Below are 14,792 nucleotides of genomic sequence, written 5' to 3'. Positions count from 1 at the left end.
AGAAACCGGATCTGCTGTGGGAGCGGGCTTGCTCGCGAAAGCGCTGTGTCAGTCAACATTGATGTCACTGACAGATTGCATTCGCGAGCAAGCCCGCTCCCACATGATTAACCGTGTTGTTCAGGTCAGGCCGCGTCGCTGAAATCGTACTGCAATTCATTGTCCCGGGCGCTGATCCGCACTCCGGCCAGCGCCTTGCCTTCGAGCATGCGGGTCAGGAACTCGCGGCTCATGTCCGGCAGCAGGCTGTTGGTCAGGATGGCGTCGATCATGCGTCCGCCGCTTTCGGTTTCGGTGCAGCGCGAGACGATCAGGTCGATCACCGCGTCGTCGTAGTCGAATGCCACTTTGTGGGTCTTTTCCACGCGCTTCTTGATGCGGTTGAGTTGCAGGCGGGTGATGGCCTTGAGCATCTCGTCGCTGAGCGGGTAGTACGGAATCGTCACCAGGCGACCCAGCAGGGCCGGCGGGAAAATCTCCAACAGCGGCTGACGCAGGGCCTTGGCGATGTCTTCGGGCTCGGGCACGTTCTGTGGGTCTTTGCAGACCTGGGCAATCAGTTCGGTGCCGGCGTTGGTGGTCAACAGGATCAAGGTGTTCTTGAAGTCGATCACCCGGCCCTCACCGTCCTCCATCACGCCTTTGTCGAACACCTGGAAGAAAATCTCATGCACGTCCGGGTGGGCTTTTTCCACCTCGTCGAGCAGCACCACGCTGTACGGTTTGCGCCGCACGGCTTCGGTCAGCACGCCGCCTTCGCCATAGCCGATGTAGCCCGGTGGCGCGCCCTTGAGGGTGGACACGGTATGGGCTTCCTGGAACTCGCTCATGTTGATGGTGATGACGTTCTGCTCGCCGCCATACATGGCTTCGGCCAGGGCCAGGGCGGTTTCGGTCTTGCCCACGCCGGAGGTGCCGGCGAGCATGAACACGCCAATGGGCTTGCTCGGGTTGTCGAGGCCGGCGCGGGAGGTCTGGATGCGCTTGGCGATCATCTGCAAGGCGTGGTCCTGGCCGATGATGCGTTTTTTCAGGTGCTGGTCGAGGTTGAGCACCGTTTCCAGTTCGTTGCGAGCCATGCGGCCCACCGGAATACCGGTCCAGTCGGCGACCACCGAGGCCACGGCCTGGTAGTCAACGGTTGGCAGAATCAATGGGGTTTCACCTTGCAGGGCGGTCAGGCGCTGTTGCAGGTCCACCAGTTGCTCGCGCAGGGCGTGGCTTTCATTGTCGCAAGCGTCGCTGTTGTCCTCGCTGTCCACCACGCCGACGCGCTCGCGCAGGGTGGCGCGGGTGGCGAGCAGTTCGTCCACCAGGGTTTTCTCTTCGGCCCAGCGGCCTTCCAGTTCGGCCAGGCGTTCGCGTTCGGCGCTGAGCAGGTTTTCGCTCTGGGTCTGGCGGGTGCCGATGACGATGCCAATGGCGTGTTCACGGGCGATGATTTGAAGCTCGGTTTCCAGCGCTTCGATGCGTCGCCGGCTGTCGTCCACTTCGGCCGGCACCGCGTGCAGGCTGATGGCGACGCGGGCGCAGGCGGTGTCCAGCAGGCTCACGGATTTGTCTGGCAACTGGCGCGCGGGGATGTAGCGGTGGGACAGTTTGACCGAGGCTTCCAGGGCCTCGTCGAGGATCTGCACCTGATGGTGCTTTTCCATGGTCGAGGCCACGCCACGCATCATCAGCAGCGCCTTGTCTTCCGACGGCTCGGCCACTTGCACCACCTGGAAGCGCCGGGTCAGGGCCGGGTCTTTTTCGATGTGCTTTTTGTATTCGGCCCAGGTCGTGGCCGCTACCGTGCGCAGGGTGCCGCGGGCCAGGGCCGGCTTGAGCAGGTTGGCTGCGTCACCCGTGCCGGCGGCGCCACCTGCACCCACCAGCGTGTGGGCTTCGTCGATGAACAGGATGATCGGTTTGGGCGAAGCCTGGACGTCTTCGATGACCTGGCGCAGGCGCTGTTCGAATTCGCCTTTCATGCTCGCGCCGGCCTGCAACAGGCCGACATCGAGGCTGCGCAGTTCCACGTCCTTGAGCGATGGAGGCACGTCACCGGCGACGATGCGCAGGGCAAAGCCTTCGACCACGGCGGTTTTGCCCACGCCGGCCTCACCGGTGAGGATCGGGTTGTTCTGCCGGCGGCGCATGAGGATGTCCACCAGTTGGCGGATCTCTTCGTCGCGACCGACGATGGGGTCGAGCTTGCCGCTGCGGGCCTGCTCGGTAAGGTCGACGGTGAAGCGCTTGAGGGCTTCCAGTTTGCCCATGGCGCTGGGAGCCATGGCGCCGCTGGCTTCGCCCGGTACGGCACCGGCGTTGAAACCGTCGCTGGCGGTCAGCGCATTTTCCGGAGAGTCGCCGACGTATTCGTCAAAGCGCTCGCTCAAGGCCTCGACCTTGACCTTGTCGAACTCCGACGACAGTCCCAACAGCGCGTGGCGCAGGCTCGGCGTCTTGAGAATGCCCAGTACCAGGTAACCGGTGCGCACCTGGCTTTCGCCAAACATCAGGCTGCCGTAGACCCAACCGCGTTCCACGGCTTCTTCAACGTGGGACGACAGGTCGGTGATGGAGGTCGAACCCCGTGGCAAGCGGTCCAGGGCTTCGGTCAGGTCGCGGGCCAGGCGCGCCGGCTCGATATTGAACTGGCGGATGATGCGGTGCAGGTCCGAGTCCTGCAGTTGCAGCAACTGATGAAACCAGTGGGCCAGTTCCACATAGGGGTTACCGCGCAACTTGCAGAACACGGTGGCGGCTTCGATGGCTTTGTAGGCCACGCTGTTGAGTTTGCCGAACAACGCGGCGCGACTGATTTCACCCATGCTCATGGCTCCTTGAGGTCTGTGAGGTGTTGGCCTGTTCGGCGTAATGCCGGGCCAGTATTAAATCGTTGGCATCTGTTTCCGGGCGTCCCAACCAGGTGTTGAACCCCAGGCGGAAACCACCGTTGAGTTGCAGCGCCGGCACTTCGGGTTGTTCCAGAACCAGATTCAGGTCCCAGTCCAGTTCATGGCCCAAATATTCAGCGACCCAGGCCACCAGCTCGTTGAAGGGTTGGCTGCCGGGCAACATGCCCATGTACTCATCGAGCTTGAGTGGCCCCAGGCGAATGCGGAATTTGTGTTGGCGATCCCACACGTAGCGGCCCAGGCAAAAGTCCACGCCCAACTGATGGGCGCTGACGCCCACGCGGCTGCGTTCCGGCAGTTCCAGCCATTGGCCGACGTATTCTTCGATCTCCACCGGCAGGCCAAAGTACTCGCTGAGGATGGCTTTCAAACCGTCCGGGTAGCGGGTTTGCGCCGACAAGTGGCCGCTGTAATGCAGCTTCGCCGTGTCGGGGATCAGCCCTTGGTTGAGCAGGCTCGGCATGCCCCGGCCGCTGAAGGCGGCCAGGCGCGCCGACCAGTAGTCATCGTCCGGGCGATCATGGCTGACCGTGGGCCGCGCTTCGGCCCAGGCCCGGTAGAACAGGCTGAGCAGGCGATGGTGGAACACGTCGAGGAAACGTTTGCTGGTGCTGTCGGCGTTGTTGCGCTGGCGTTCGCGCACGTATTCGGTGATGTGCAGCGGCAGCGGGCCGTTGGGGCCGCCGAGGCCGAAGAAGAACTGTTCCAGGCGAGCCGGCGCACCGTCGAGACCCGGTTGCACCGAGGCCAGGGTCGCCGGAGCGAAGGTGCATTCGGCCTGTTGCCCCAGGCGCAGCGGGTCATCGGCCAGGCGCAATGAATGGCCCAGGCGCGGCAGTTCGGGGGATTCGCACTCGATACGGCGCAAGGCCTGGAAGAAGTCGTATTCCCAGGGCTCCTGGTGCATCGCGTCCAGGGTACTCACAGGGTCGGACGGCGTCCGGGCTTGGCTTTCCATCGCATGATCTCGCCGCGTTCGGTGGTACGGATCACCGTCTCGGTAAAACTGTTGATCGACACGTAGCGTGCCAGGAAGCGCTCGAACACCGCGCCGAGCAAAAACACCCCGGTGCCGCGAAACGCGTTTTCATCGAATTCCAGGGTGATTTCCAGACCACGACCAAACACGATCGGGCCGGGCATCGGCAAGCGTCGGGTGCAGGCCTTGCTGCTGACTTCGCGCAGGCCTTCGATCTGCAACTGCACCGCCGCATCGTTGCTGTCGCCGTACAGGCGCAGCAGTTCGCGCAGGGCGGCGGCGCCCTGGCCTTGCTCGCTCAGGGACAGGTAATTGAGCGACAGCTGGCTGATCAAGCGCCAGGCCTTGGCGTCGTGGGCATGGCTGGCCCGTGGCCGACTGGGACCTGCTACGCAGCGAATCGCGCCGACGGGTGCGCTGTCAGCCAACGTGAAATCGGTCTTGCCGTTGCCCACGCTCATGAACAGTGGCAGGTCGCGGTTGGTGCACAGCGCCGTCACGCCCAGTTGGCGCAGGTCGTGCCGATAGGGGGCTTGCTGGCTGTCCACCAGGCTGACGAAGGTTTCGCTGCCCACGTAGGTCGAGCGCGGGCCGTTGCGTCGCTGGTCGCTGGATAACACCCGCGGTTCGCGCCGTACCGTGTAATAGGCCTGGTCGCGCCCGTAACGGGAAGGATCACGCACGGCATAGAACGGCAGGAACGGCTGCTCCGGCCCGGTGCCGTGACCGCTGAGGCCGGTCAGTGAGTGCACTTCGAAATCCATTGGCCGGGTGCGGTCGGCAATGACGTGATGTTCGTTGACCCGGTCCGACAGGTGGATGCGATCCAGGCGCTTGGGAAACAGGTTGATCGCCGGGGTGCAGAACGGCAGGAACTGTGCGGCGCCGACGCTGCCTTCCAGGCTCGGGTCGTGACGGTCGAACAGCACGATCAGCTCCAGCTCCTGACCGTCGCAGCGCTTGACCGCACGGCTCAGTTGGGTGAAGTCGACAAACAGGAACCGATGGGGCAGGGCGAAGTATTCCTGCAACAGGCGATAACCCTGGAAGGCGCGCGCCACCACGGGCAGCGCGGCGTCGGCATCATCGAAGCCGCGTGAGCACAACGCGTCCTGGGGCAAACGTTCAACCCAATCGCCGCCGGGCTTGCGCGCGAACACCGCGCAAGCATTGCTCAGCAGTTGTTCGTAGAGGCGGAAGGGCTGTTCGTCGGCGCCGCTGAGGAACAGCGGCAGGTTGTCCAGAGCCAGGCTGTTGAACGGCAATTCGGCGCCTGTGCGCAGGGTCAGGCGCAGACCGGCCTTGGCCTTCGGTTCGCTAGCGGCCAGGCGCCCGAGCACGGCGGACGGGTTGCCGAAGTACTCGGCCTGGCTGACCTGCAACGGCCACAACGTCACCGCGTGGGCGGTGCGGTACTCGCAACAGGTCTGGGTTTCACGCCCCAACGCAGCGCGCAGCACGGTGTCCCGGGGCAGCTCAAAGCCGCCGCTCAGCGAGCCTTCATCGGGGTCGGCCTGCAACTGCACCACGGTCATCGACGGCGTGGGTGCCAGGTAGTGGGGGTAGGCGATTTCCAGCAGGTTATGGGTGAAGGTCGGGTACTCGGCATCGAGTTTGAGCTGCACCCGCGCCGTCAGATAGGCGAAGCCTTCCAGCAAACGTTCGACGTAGGGATCGGCGCAGTCCATCCCGGACAACGTCAGCCGACTGGCGATCTTCGGGTATTCCTTGGCGAACTCCGCGGCGCTTTCGCGCACGTGGTGCAGTTCCTGGTTGTACAGCTCCAGCAGGCGCGGATTCATGAGCGTCTCCGCTGGTCGGCGTGAACCACCCGAACATGCCCGGTTTCCAGGTCCAGGTCGGTTTGCAGCATCAGGCGCAGCGGCACGGGCTGAGCCCAGAGGTCACCCTCGATCTCGAAACTCAAGGCGTTGTGGTTCATCTCGGCGGTTGCTCGGGCTCGCACCCGCAGGGTATGGCGCAAGATGCGCGGTTCGAACGTGGCGATGGCCTGGTGAATCAGCGCTTCCAGAGCCGGCAGGTCGACGTTCGATGCGCTGTTGCCGGCCAGCGCCGGCAACCCGAAATTGACCACTGAGGTGCCCGCCGGGGTGTGCAGGGTGGCGTCGGCATCGAGCAGCGATGTGGTGTTGAGCAACCACGCCAGGTCACGCAGCACCGAGGCTTTCAACTGGGTGAGCGACAACACGCGCTTGTCGGCGCTTTCCTTGGGGTTGCTCGGATCGTCGTCGGTCAACCGGTCCAGCAGGGACGGTTGCAGGCGATCACGGGTGGCGATTTCGGTTACCAAGTGAAAAGGCCCGTGTAATTTTTCTGGTCACCCGCGCCACGCATACAACTACCCGTGCGAGCGATTATCGAAGGTTCGAATTGTCCGTTGATCTGGCGTATGGCGCGATACTCGGACCGACACTCCGGACTGTCCTCTGCCGCTGTCGTCAAATGAATAACGATGACAATGGGCACCTTGCCGAAGGTTTCGACATGCGATTTGCCTTGCCTGTCGACAGTGAATTGGCAGGGCCATGGCAAGTCGAGTGGCAGTAGGGTCTGGTCTGGTTTGCGTAGCGCGCAGCGTTGTTGGTCATTGACCAACGTTAACTGTTGCCCGTCCATCGAGACGACTTGATTCACCGCTGCGGCTGGCGTGGCCGGTGAAGCTTGCTGCCCGGCACAGGCCGTCAGACTCGAAAGCAAGCAGCCAATAAATACCGCGCAATGAGCCTTGATCATACGAGCTCCCAGAACCAGATTGCCCTGGATCGATAGGAAGGATCGTCATACCGGCTAGCGGTAAAGCCACGGTTCCACAGATCGATATGATCGCCGGTGCGACCGTCTAGAGACTCTCCCAGTTGTTGGAAGCAGTCCTTGAAGAAAATAAGGCCTTTTTTATCCATCAGAGTGCGGTGCTCTTCTGCGCTGCCGCCGAGAATAGAGGGACGGCCCAAGTGGTGTTTCCACAACCAGTTTGCCAGTGATTCAGCCCCCCGCGCATGCCCATGAGCACACTTGGGTTCGGTGTAGGTGGCCTTGTTGACCTTGATGCTCAGTTCGGTATTGAGCGTAATGCTCATGCGGATTGCGCACTGGTTGGCCCACGGACCGTCGCAAGGCTTCGCGTCGGGGTAGGTCACCAGCAGATCGGAATACGCTTTCCACAAATTGATAAACGAAGGTTTGGCCATGACTCAGATACCGGGTGGGAAAGGATTGGATTCGAGCAAGCACCAAACACCCCCGGCGCATGGCACCGGGGGCGTGTTCGATTACACCTTGACGTTCTGACGGATGTTCCAGCCGAACTTGACCGGACCGCCTTCTTTGGTGCCGTCGGCTTTCTGCGGTTGATACTCCACCATCACCTTGGCGAAGTTCAGGGTGACGTTTTCGGTCAGGCGATCATCGTTGCCCGAGCCGCCGGTGCTCAGGGAGGTGATCAGGACTTCTTCCAGATTGATGATCATGTACTCGACCTGGCTTTCACCGCCGGCCTTGCGCACGGTCAGTTTGACCTTGTCGATGTGCTTGCCGCTGGCGCAATGCATCATCAGGTTGGGCGATGCCTTGTCGACGAACTTGGTCAGCGACAGATCCTGCACGTTGACCTTGCCCGCGCCACCGCCGCTGCCCACGTGCATGTTGCCGGACTGGGACATGCCCCAGCTCCAGTTCAGGACGTCGACTTCGTCCTTGTGGGCCTTGTCCATGGACTCGCCCTTGATGTCGCCGATCTTGATGAAAATATCAACAGCCATGTTTTCTCCCTGTGTGGTCTCTACCACATTGTTTGATTGACGCCGACCTTGCGAAATCTGTTCTGCTGAACGGGGCTGAAGCTGATCTCCAAACCACCGAAGACCCCCTGTGGGAGCGGGCTTGCTCGCGAATGCGTCGGGTCAGTCAACATCAATGCTGGATGATCAACCGCATTCGCGAGCAAGCCCGCTCCCACATTTTTTACCGCGTACCGTTCAACAGTTTTTACGCACCCTTGGCCGAAGGCAGTTTCGATACCAGGCGCAGCGACACGGTCAGCCCTTCGAGCTGGTAGTGCGGGCGCAGGTAGAACTTGGAGTTGTAGTACCCCGGGTTGCCTTCGACTTCCTCGACGATGACCTCGGCGGCGGCCAGTGGGTGCTGGGCCTTGGTGGTCTCGGTGGAGTGCGCCGGGTCACCGTCGACGTAGTTGAGAATCCAGTCCTGCAACCAGCGCTGCATTTCGTCCTTCTCTTTGAAGGAGCCGATCTTGTCGCGCACGATGCACTTGAGGTAATGAGCGAAACGGCAGGTGGCGAACAGGTACGGCAGGCGCGCGGCCAGGTTGGCGTTGGCGGTGGCGTCCGGATCGTCGTATTCGGCCGGTTTCTGCAACGACTGGGCGCCGATGAACGCGGCGAAGTCGGTGTTTTTCTTGTGCAGCAGCGGCATGAAACCGTTCTTCGCCAGCTCCGCTTCACGGCGGTCCGAAATGGCGATTTCGGTCGGGCACTTCATGTCCACGCCACCGTCGTCGGTCGGGAACGTGTGGGCTGGCAGGTTTTCCACTTCGCCGCCGGACTCCACGCCACGGATGCGCGAGCACCAGCCGAAGTGTTTGAACGAACGGTTGATGTTCACCGCCATCGCATAAGCGGCGTTGGCCCAGGTGTACTTGGAGCTGTCGGCGCCGTCGGTGTTTTCTTCGAAGGCGAAGGCTTCCACCGGGTCGGTCTTGGCGCCGTACGGCAGGCGCGCCAGGAAGCGCGGCATGGTCAGGCCGATGTAACGCGAGTCTTCCGATTCACGCAGCGAACGCCAGCCGGCATATTCCGGCGTGGTGAAGATCTTGGTCAGGTCGCGCGGGTTCGACAGTTCCTGCCACGAGCCCATGCCCATCACGGTCGGCGATGCGGCGGCAATGAACGGCGAGTGCATGGCGGCGCAGACTTTCGACAGCTCGCCCAGCAACTCGACGTCCGGTGGCGACTGGTCGAAGTAGTAGTCGCCCACCAGGCAACCGTACGGTTCACCGCCGAACTGGCCGTATTCTTCTTCGTACATCTTCTTGAAGATCGGGCTCTGGTCCCACGCGGTGCCCTTGAATTTCTTCAGGGTCTTGTGCAGGTCGGTCTTGGAGACGTTGAGCACACGGATCTTGAGTTGCTCGTCGCTCTCGGTGTTATTGACCAGGTAGTGCAGGCCACGCCAGGCACTTTCCAACTGCTGGAAGTCAGGGTGGTGGATGACCTGATTGACCTGGGCGGTGAGCTTGGCATCGATGGCGGCGATGATCGATTCGATCGACTTGATGGCGTCGTTGGACACCAGGTCAGTCTGCGCCAGGGCCTGTTCGGCCAGCGTGCGCACGGCGGTTTCGACGGCTTCGCGAGCGCGCTCGGTCTTGGGCTTGAATTCTTGCATCAGCAGCGAGGCGAACTCGCTGGGTACTTCGGTGGTGCCCAGGGCCTGGGACTGATTTTCACGTGCTGATTCGGTCATGATCATTCGTCCTGATTAAGCCTTGGGCTCGTTGTCGGCGGGCTTGGGCGCGCTGGCCAGGGCCTGCAACAGGGCAGGGTCCTTGATCGCTTTCATGATGATTTCTTCGGCACCGGTCTTGCCGTCCATGTAGGTCAGCAGATTCGCCAGTTGGGTACGTGCTTCGAGCAACTTGTTCAGGGAGTCGACTTTGCGCGCCACGGCCGCCGGGCTGAAGTCGTCCATGCTTTCGAAGGTCAGGTCCAGGCTCAGGTTGCCTTCGCCGGTCAGCTCGTTGGGTACATGGAACGCCACGCGAGGCTGCATGGCCTTGAGGCGCGAGTCGAAATTGTCGACATCGATTTCGAGGAATTTGCGATCGGCCACCGGTGCCAAAGGCTCGGCGGGCTTGCCGGCCAGGTCGGCCATCACCCCCATGACGAAGGGCAACTGGACCTTTTTCTCGGCGCCGTAGAGCTCGACGTCGTACTCGATCTGCACCCGAGGCGCGCGGTTACGCGCGATGAATTTCTGAGAACTTTGCTTCGCCACGTTGCTGCTCCTGGTCGCTTGAGCGACGGTGTTGGCGTCATCGGGGGTGCCGGTGACGTGACTGCGTGATCCGTTCGCTTTTTATTCGCTGTCTGGGCCGCGCAGGTTTTCAAATTGACTCATGCCGTCGGGAATCAGGTTGCGCACGATGGTCGCAAAATCGGCGTTCACCAGAATCTTGGCCCGGTTCAACAGCACCGGCAGGGGGCTGGAGGGCTCTTGACGGGCGTAGTAAGCGAGAATCCGGTCCAGGCTGCGCAGCACGTCGTCGCGGCTGTTGATTTCGCCAGGGGCGGTGCTGCGTGGAACGCTCGCGCTCGGCGCCGTGGTGTGTTCAACCGGCGCGGCGCTGTCGTCTTCGATGACATCGGGCAGGGCGCTGTCGCCGCTCTGCGGGGCGAACTGGCCGAGAATCTGCAGGGCCATCTTGAGCGGTTGCTTCAGCGGGCCAAGGTCCACGCCTTGGGCAGAACCGACTTGATCGCTGACGTGTTGCTCGATGGCTTCGGCGGCGCTGCGGGCTTCCAACAGGGCGGCGCGAGTGATTTCCAACTGCTCGGGATCGCTGTCGAGCAGGGCTCCGGCGAGCTGTTCGGCGCCGAGGCTTTCATTCGGGAAACTTTGCAGGCCGCTGGCATTGGCGGCGGCGCGCAGGCTCACGGCACCGAAGGTGCGCGAGCGGGCCAGGACGCTTTCGCGCAGCAGGCCAATGGTGATGTCGGACGTCAGGCCGGCGAGGGCGTTGATACGCACGGTGGGATCGTTGTTGTCCTCGGCGTCCAGGCGTGGATGCAGCTCGGCCCAGTACTGCTTGAGCAATTGGCTGATCAGCGTCAACACGCGGGCCAGGCCCGGTAGGCCTTCCAGGGCCAGGGAACTTTGCAGCAGGAAATGGGTGATGCGCAGGTCTTTGCTGCGTTGCAGCAGGTCCAGGCTTTGCTGCTGGATGCTGCGCCATTCAGGGGGTTCGGCAGGCAATATCGAATCGCCCATGCTGCGCTCGGGCTGGCCTTGGGAATCGCGTTCCAGGCGCAAGAAATCCGCGTCATATTCCAGATCTTCACCACAAGGCGAAGTCGCGGATACGGCGGCGAGCAGCAGAGGCACATCCACTTCGTTCGATCTCCCTATCGCCCATTGAATAACTCGGGCAGTTCACACGCAAGTTCCGAATGGAACTCCACATGTTCCTTGAGGCTAATGGCCCTTTAGATGCTTAATGATCTTAAAGTGCTATCACGTATATTCAAGAAGTTATGCATTTTTGGTGTAGTACTTATGGCTTGTCAAGGTAAGCTATTTCCTCGGTGTGACAGTTGTGAGCTGCTTAACAACCCGCACGACCGGTAGGTCGAAGCAGGCACCGATGCAGGTTTTTTGTCACGCAAGCGGGTTAATATCAGCAATCATGCTGGCAAAAAGCCGTTTCTAGAGTGGTTGCAAGGTTTGTCGGCGAGTCGCCAGGGAGTGAATCCCGTCACTCGACCGCATGGGCAAAGTGTTCAGCAAGGAGGCAAGATGCCACTGTGTTTGACTATCACTAGTTATCACAAGATTACCCCGGGTCAGTGTTCTGAGAAGTCCATGGATCAGGGAGTGATGGCAATTGGCCGTAATTCCGATAATGACTGGGTATTACCGGACCCCGAGCGGTTGGTTTCCGGCAAACATTGCGTTATTCAATACAAAGACGGGCGCTATTACTTAACCGATAACAGCACCAATGGTGTGGAATTGGTCAAGGCCGGTGTCCGTTTGCACAAGGGCAATAGTGAACCGTTGCAAGACGGCGAAGTTATCCGCATCGGCGATTATGAAATCCAGGCACGGGTGGATTTCAGCCTGCCGGTGACCGACAGCAATCCGTTCGCCGAAGCGCCCAGCAGTTTCGAAGCCTTGATGGGACGCCAGGGTGCCGCCGTGAATACACCATCGTCGTTGCCCGAGGCTCCCCCCGCACATTTCCAGGGCGCATCGGCCATGGACACCTTGCCGGACCTGTTCGACTTCCTGACCCCAGGCAGCGTCCCACCGGCCACTCAGCCTGACCATGTCCCGGCTCAACAGCATGATTTCCGTCCGCCGACGCCCATTGCTCCTCCCAGTCCGCCGCCTGTGATCGAGCCTGTGTCGCAGGCCTCGGCCTCGGTGATACCGGAGGATTGGGACCCGTTCGGCGACAAGCCTGCGCCCGTGGCAGTTGCCCCGATTCCTGTCGCTGTGCCACCGGTTGCGCCGCCGGCTGTTGTCGAGCGGCCTGTCGTAGAGCCGGTGCCGACAGCCACGCCCCCGGTCAGCGTAGCCCCCGAACCTGCGCCGCCACGCGAGGCACCGGTGACCAGCGTTCAAGCCCCCATTACACCTTCCAAGCCGCTCGACGCCGCCCAGCCTGACCTGTTGCAAGCCTTCCTGCGCGGTGCCGGGCTGGACCAGTTGCGCCTGGACCAGGCCCAGGCCGAGGCACAGATGGAAAGCATCGGGCGCAGCTATCGGCTGATGGTCGAAGGCCTGATCGATGTCTTGCGTGCCCGCAGCAGCCTCAAGGGCGAGTTTCGCATTCAGCAAACGATGATCCAGCCGGTGGAAAACAACCCGCTGAAATTCGCGCCCAATGTCGAGGAGGCCATGTTGCTGCTGCTACGCCATGGCAACCAGGCGTTCATGGCGCCGGACGTGGCCGTGCGTGACAGCTTCGACGACCTGCGTGCCCACCAATTGGCGGTGATGGCCGGCGTGGAAGCGGCCATCAAGCATTTGCTGGCGCGCTTCGAGCCGGCGCAACTGGAAGAACGCATGGGCAAACCCGCTGGCCTGTCGAGCCTTTTCAACGGCTCGCGACAGGCCCAGTACTGGCAGCAATTCACCGAGCTCTACAGCAACATTTCCCGGGAAGCCCAGGAGGATTTCCAGGACCTGTTCGGTCGCGAATTCAGTCGCGCCTACGAAGAGCACAGCGCGCGACAGCGCCGCTCATAACACCTTTAAAAGCAATCAACGGATAGCTCAAACGTCATTGAGGACGCAGGATGATTTTCAGGTTTTTACTCGCAGTCGCCACCGCGCTTCTGCTCACGGCATGCGCCAAGGATGCAGCCGATTCACAGTCCGAAGAGGCTGACACCGCCGCCGTCGAACTGCACTTTCACGCCATTGCCGGCCTCAACCCCGGCGCCACCGGCCATCCGGCGCCGGTCCGGGTGCGCATTTTCGAACTGAAAAATGCCGCCACCTTCGCCCGCTCCGACTATTTCGCCCTGGCCGAACGGGCCCAGGCGACCCTCGGCGCCGACCTGATCGATCAGGACGAGGTGCTGGTCCAGCCGGGTCAGCAGTTGAGCCTGCAACGCGACCTCGACCCGGCCACCCGCCATATCGGCGTACTGGTGGGCTATCGCGAACTGGACCGGTCGCTATGGCGCACGGTGATGAATGTCCCGCCGCGCCAATACACCGAATACCAGATCAGCCTCGACGTGCGTGCCGTGCGCAGCGCCGTCGTCGTTCCCCCATCCAGCCCTGCCCAATAAGCAATCGGAGCCCCCATGTCCTGGAACAATCGCGTGGTCTGGTCGGAAGGCATGTTCATTGGAACGCAGCACTTCCAGCAGCATGACCGTTACCTGGAAAACCTCATCGACGCGCGCAGCCGTCCGTTGTCGGCCGGTGCCTGGGGGTTTTCCCAATTGCTGATCGACCAGGGCCTGCTGGCCCAGGGCAAGCTGGCGATCATTTCGGCGCGGGGCCTGCTGCCGGACGGCACACCGTTCAACATCCCCGAGGACGACCTGGCGCCGCCTGCGCTGAACGTCGATGACAACCTGCGCGATGGCCTGGTGTACCTGGCCTTGCCGCTCAAGCGTGCCGGTGCGCGTGACACCGTTGATGAAGGCGAAGCCCTGGGCGCGGCACGCTACGTGAGCCAGGTGTGCGAAGTGCGCGACGATAACGCACCGTTCGAGAACCGCGCGCCGGTGGCCCTGGGCGCCCGGGCGCTGCGCCTGTTGACCGCACAGGATGGCATCAGTGACTACGCCGCCATCGGCCTGGTCCGCATCAAGGAGAAACGCGCCGACCGCGCCCTGGTGCTGGACGACGCCTACATCCCGCCGCTGCTGGATGTGGCCGCCTCCAAAGCGCTGGCGGCATTTCGCAGTGAACTGTTGGGCCTGCTCCATCAACGCGGCGAAGCCCTTGCCGGGCGGGTGGTGGCGTCCGGTGCCGGTGGCGCCTCGGAGATCGCCGATTTCATGCTGCTGCAACTGGTCAACCGCGCGCAGCCGCTGATCCAGCACCTGAGCCAGCTGAGCCCGTTGCACCCCGAACGGTTCTACAGCGAGCTGGTCAGCCTGGCCGGGGAGTTCTCGACCTTTACCGCTTCGGGGCGACGACCGCAGGAATATCCGCAATACCAGCACGATGACCTGGCGCTCAGTTACGCGCCGGTCATGCAGGCTCTGCGTGAGGCCCTGTCGATGCTGATCGACAGCAAGGCCACGCCGATTCCGATTGTCGAGAAAGCCTACGGCATCCATGTGGCGATGCTGGCCGACAAGACCCTGCTCGACAGCGCCAGTTTCATCCTGGTGGTGCGTGCCGATGTCCCGGCCGAAACCCTACGCGGTCGCTTTGGCCAGCAGAGCAAAGTCGGTTCGGTGGAGCACATTCGCGATCTGGTCAACCTGCAACTGCCGGGCATCGGCCTGCTGCCGTTGCCGGTGGCGCCACGCCAGCTTCCGTATCACGCCGGTTCCACCTACTACGAACTCGACCGCGGCAGCGATCACTGGCAGCAATTGAGCAACTCCGGCGGGTTCGCGTTTCACATCGCCGGCCAGTTTCCGGGGCTGAACCTGGCTTTCTGGGCGATCCGAGGATAA

At 62.1% G+C, this 14,792-nt stretch carries 13 protein-coding genes; 3 read left to right on the top strand and 10 right to left on the bottom strand.

The window, feature by feature from the left end:
* Positions 1-125: 125 nt before the first annotated feature.
* The 10 genes from tssH to tssA form a co-directional block, all read right to left on the bottom strand.
* On the bottom strand, positions 126-2,816 hold the full coding sequence (gene tssH, locus PSH57_RS28490; RefSeq protein ID WP_305386928.1) for a type VI secretion system ATPase TssH: 2,691 nt from the start codon (positions 2,814-2,816) through the stop codon (positions 126-128).
* A complete protein-coding gene (tssG, locus tag PSH57_RS28485) occupies positions 2,809-3,861 on the bottom strand; it encodes a type VI secretion system baseplate subunit TssG (protein WP_305386927.1) in 1,053 nt (350 codons plus the stop codon). Before tssG ends, tssH begins: the two co-directional genes overlap by 8 nt.
* The gene (gene tssF / locus PSH57_RS28480) at positions 3,825-5,684 is read right to left on the bottom strand and encodes a type VI secretion system baseplate subunit TssF (RefSeq protein WP_305386926.1); all 1,860 of its coding nucleotides are present in this window, start codon (positions 5,682-5,684) and stop codon (positions 3,825-3,827) included. The genes tssG and tssF overlap by 37 nt, the downstream gene beginning before the upstream one ends.
* A complete protein-coding gene (tssE, locus tag PSH57_RS28475) occupies positions 5,681-6,193 on the bottom strand; it encodes a type VI secretion system baseplate subunit TssE (RefSeq protein ID WP_305386925.1) in 513 nt (170 codons plus the stop codon). The genes tssF and tssE overlap by 4 nt, the downstream gene beginning before the upstream one ends.
* Complete coding sequence (locus tag PSH57_RS28470; protein WP_305386923.1) at positions 6,187-6,636, bottom strand: hypothetical protein; 450 nt, start codon at positions 6,634-6,636, stop codon at positions 6,187-6,189. The genes tssE and PSH57_RS28470 overlap by 7 nt, the downstream gene beginning before the upstream one ends.
* Positions 6,633-7,091, bottom strand: a complete 459-nt coding sequence (locus PSH57_RS28465; protein WP_305386922.1) for a T6SS effector amidase Tae4 family protein — start codon at positions 7,089-7,091, stop codon at positions 6,633-6,635. The genes PSH57_RS28470 and PSH57_RS28465 overlap by 4 nt, the downstream gene beginning before the upstream one ends.
* 81 nt (positions 7,092-7,172) lie before the next feature.
* Positions 7,173-7,661, bottom strand: a complete 489-nt coding sequence (locus PSH57_RS28460; RefSeq protein ID WP_256233233.1) for an Hcp family type VI secretion system effector — start codon at positions 7,659-7,661, stop codon at positions 7,173-7,175.
* A 226-nt stretch (positions 7,662-7,887) separates the two neighbouring features.
* Positions 7,888-9,384 carry a type VI secretion system contractile sheath large subunit gene (gene tssC, locus PSH57_RS28455; protein WP_305386921.1) on the bottom strand — a complete coding sequence of 499 codons (1,497 nt, stop codon included), beginning with the start codon at positions 9,382-9,384 and terminating at the stop codon, positions 7,888-7,890.
* Between the two features lie 15 nt (positions 9,385-9,399).
* On the bottom strand, positions 9,400-9,915 hold the full coding sequence (gene tssB, locus PSH57_RS28450; protein WP_047226773.1) for a type VI secretion system contractile sheath small subunit: 516 nt from the start codon (positions 9,913-9,915) through the stop codon (positions 9,400-9,402).
* An 81-nt stretch (positions 9,916-9,996) separates the two neighbouring features.
* Positions 9,997-11,028, bottom strand: coding sequence for a type VI secretion system protein TssA (gene tssA / locus PSH57_RS28445; RefSeq protein WP_305386918.1), 1,032 nt, complete (start codon positions 11,026-11,028; stop codon positions 9,997-9,999).
* 405 nt (positions 11,029-11,433) lie between these two features.
* Here tssA and tagH point away from each other — a divergent pair, with 405 nt between their 5' ends.
* The 3 genes from tagH to tssK are packed head-to-tail and all read left to right on the top strand — an operon-like array spanning position 11,434 to position 14,792.
* Positions 11,434-12,891, top strand: coding sequence for a type VI secretion system-associated FHA domain protein TagH (gene tagH, locus PSH57_RS28440; protein WP_305386916.1), 1,458 nt, complete (start codon positions 11,434-11,436; stop codon positions 12,889-12,891).
* Positions 12,892-12,941: 50 nt separating this feature from the next.
* The gene (gene tssJ, locus PSH57_RS28435) at positions 12,942-13,442 is read left to right on the top strand and encodes a type VI secretion system lipoprotein TssJ (RefSeq protein WP_256233238.1); all 501 of its coding nucleotides are present in this window, start codon (positions 12,942-12,944) and stop codon (positions 13,440-13,442) included.
* A 15-nt stretch (positions 13,443-13,457) separates the two neighbouring features.
* Positions 13,458-14,792, top strand: coding sequence for a type VI secretion system baseplate subunit TssK (tssK, locus tag PSH57_RS28430; RefSeq protein WP_305386914.1), 1,335 nt, complete (start codon positions 13,458-13,460; stop codon positions 14,790-14,792).

The sequence above is a fragment of the Pseudomonas hefeiensis genome, assembly GCF_030687835.1.
In the GTDB taxonomy this organism is placed as follows: domain Bacteria; phylum Pseudomonadota; class Gammaproteobacteria; order Pseudomonadales; family Pseudomonadaceae; genus Aquipseudomonas; species Aquipseudomonas hefeiensis.
This window is presented reverse-complemented; position numbering and strand designations above follow the sequence as displayed.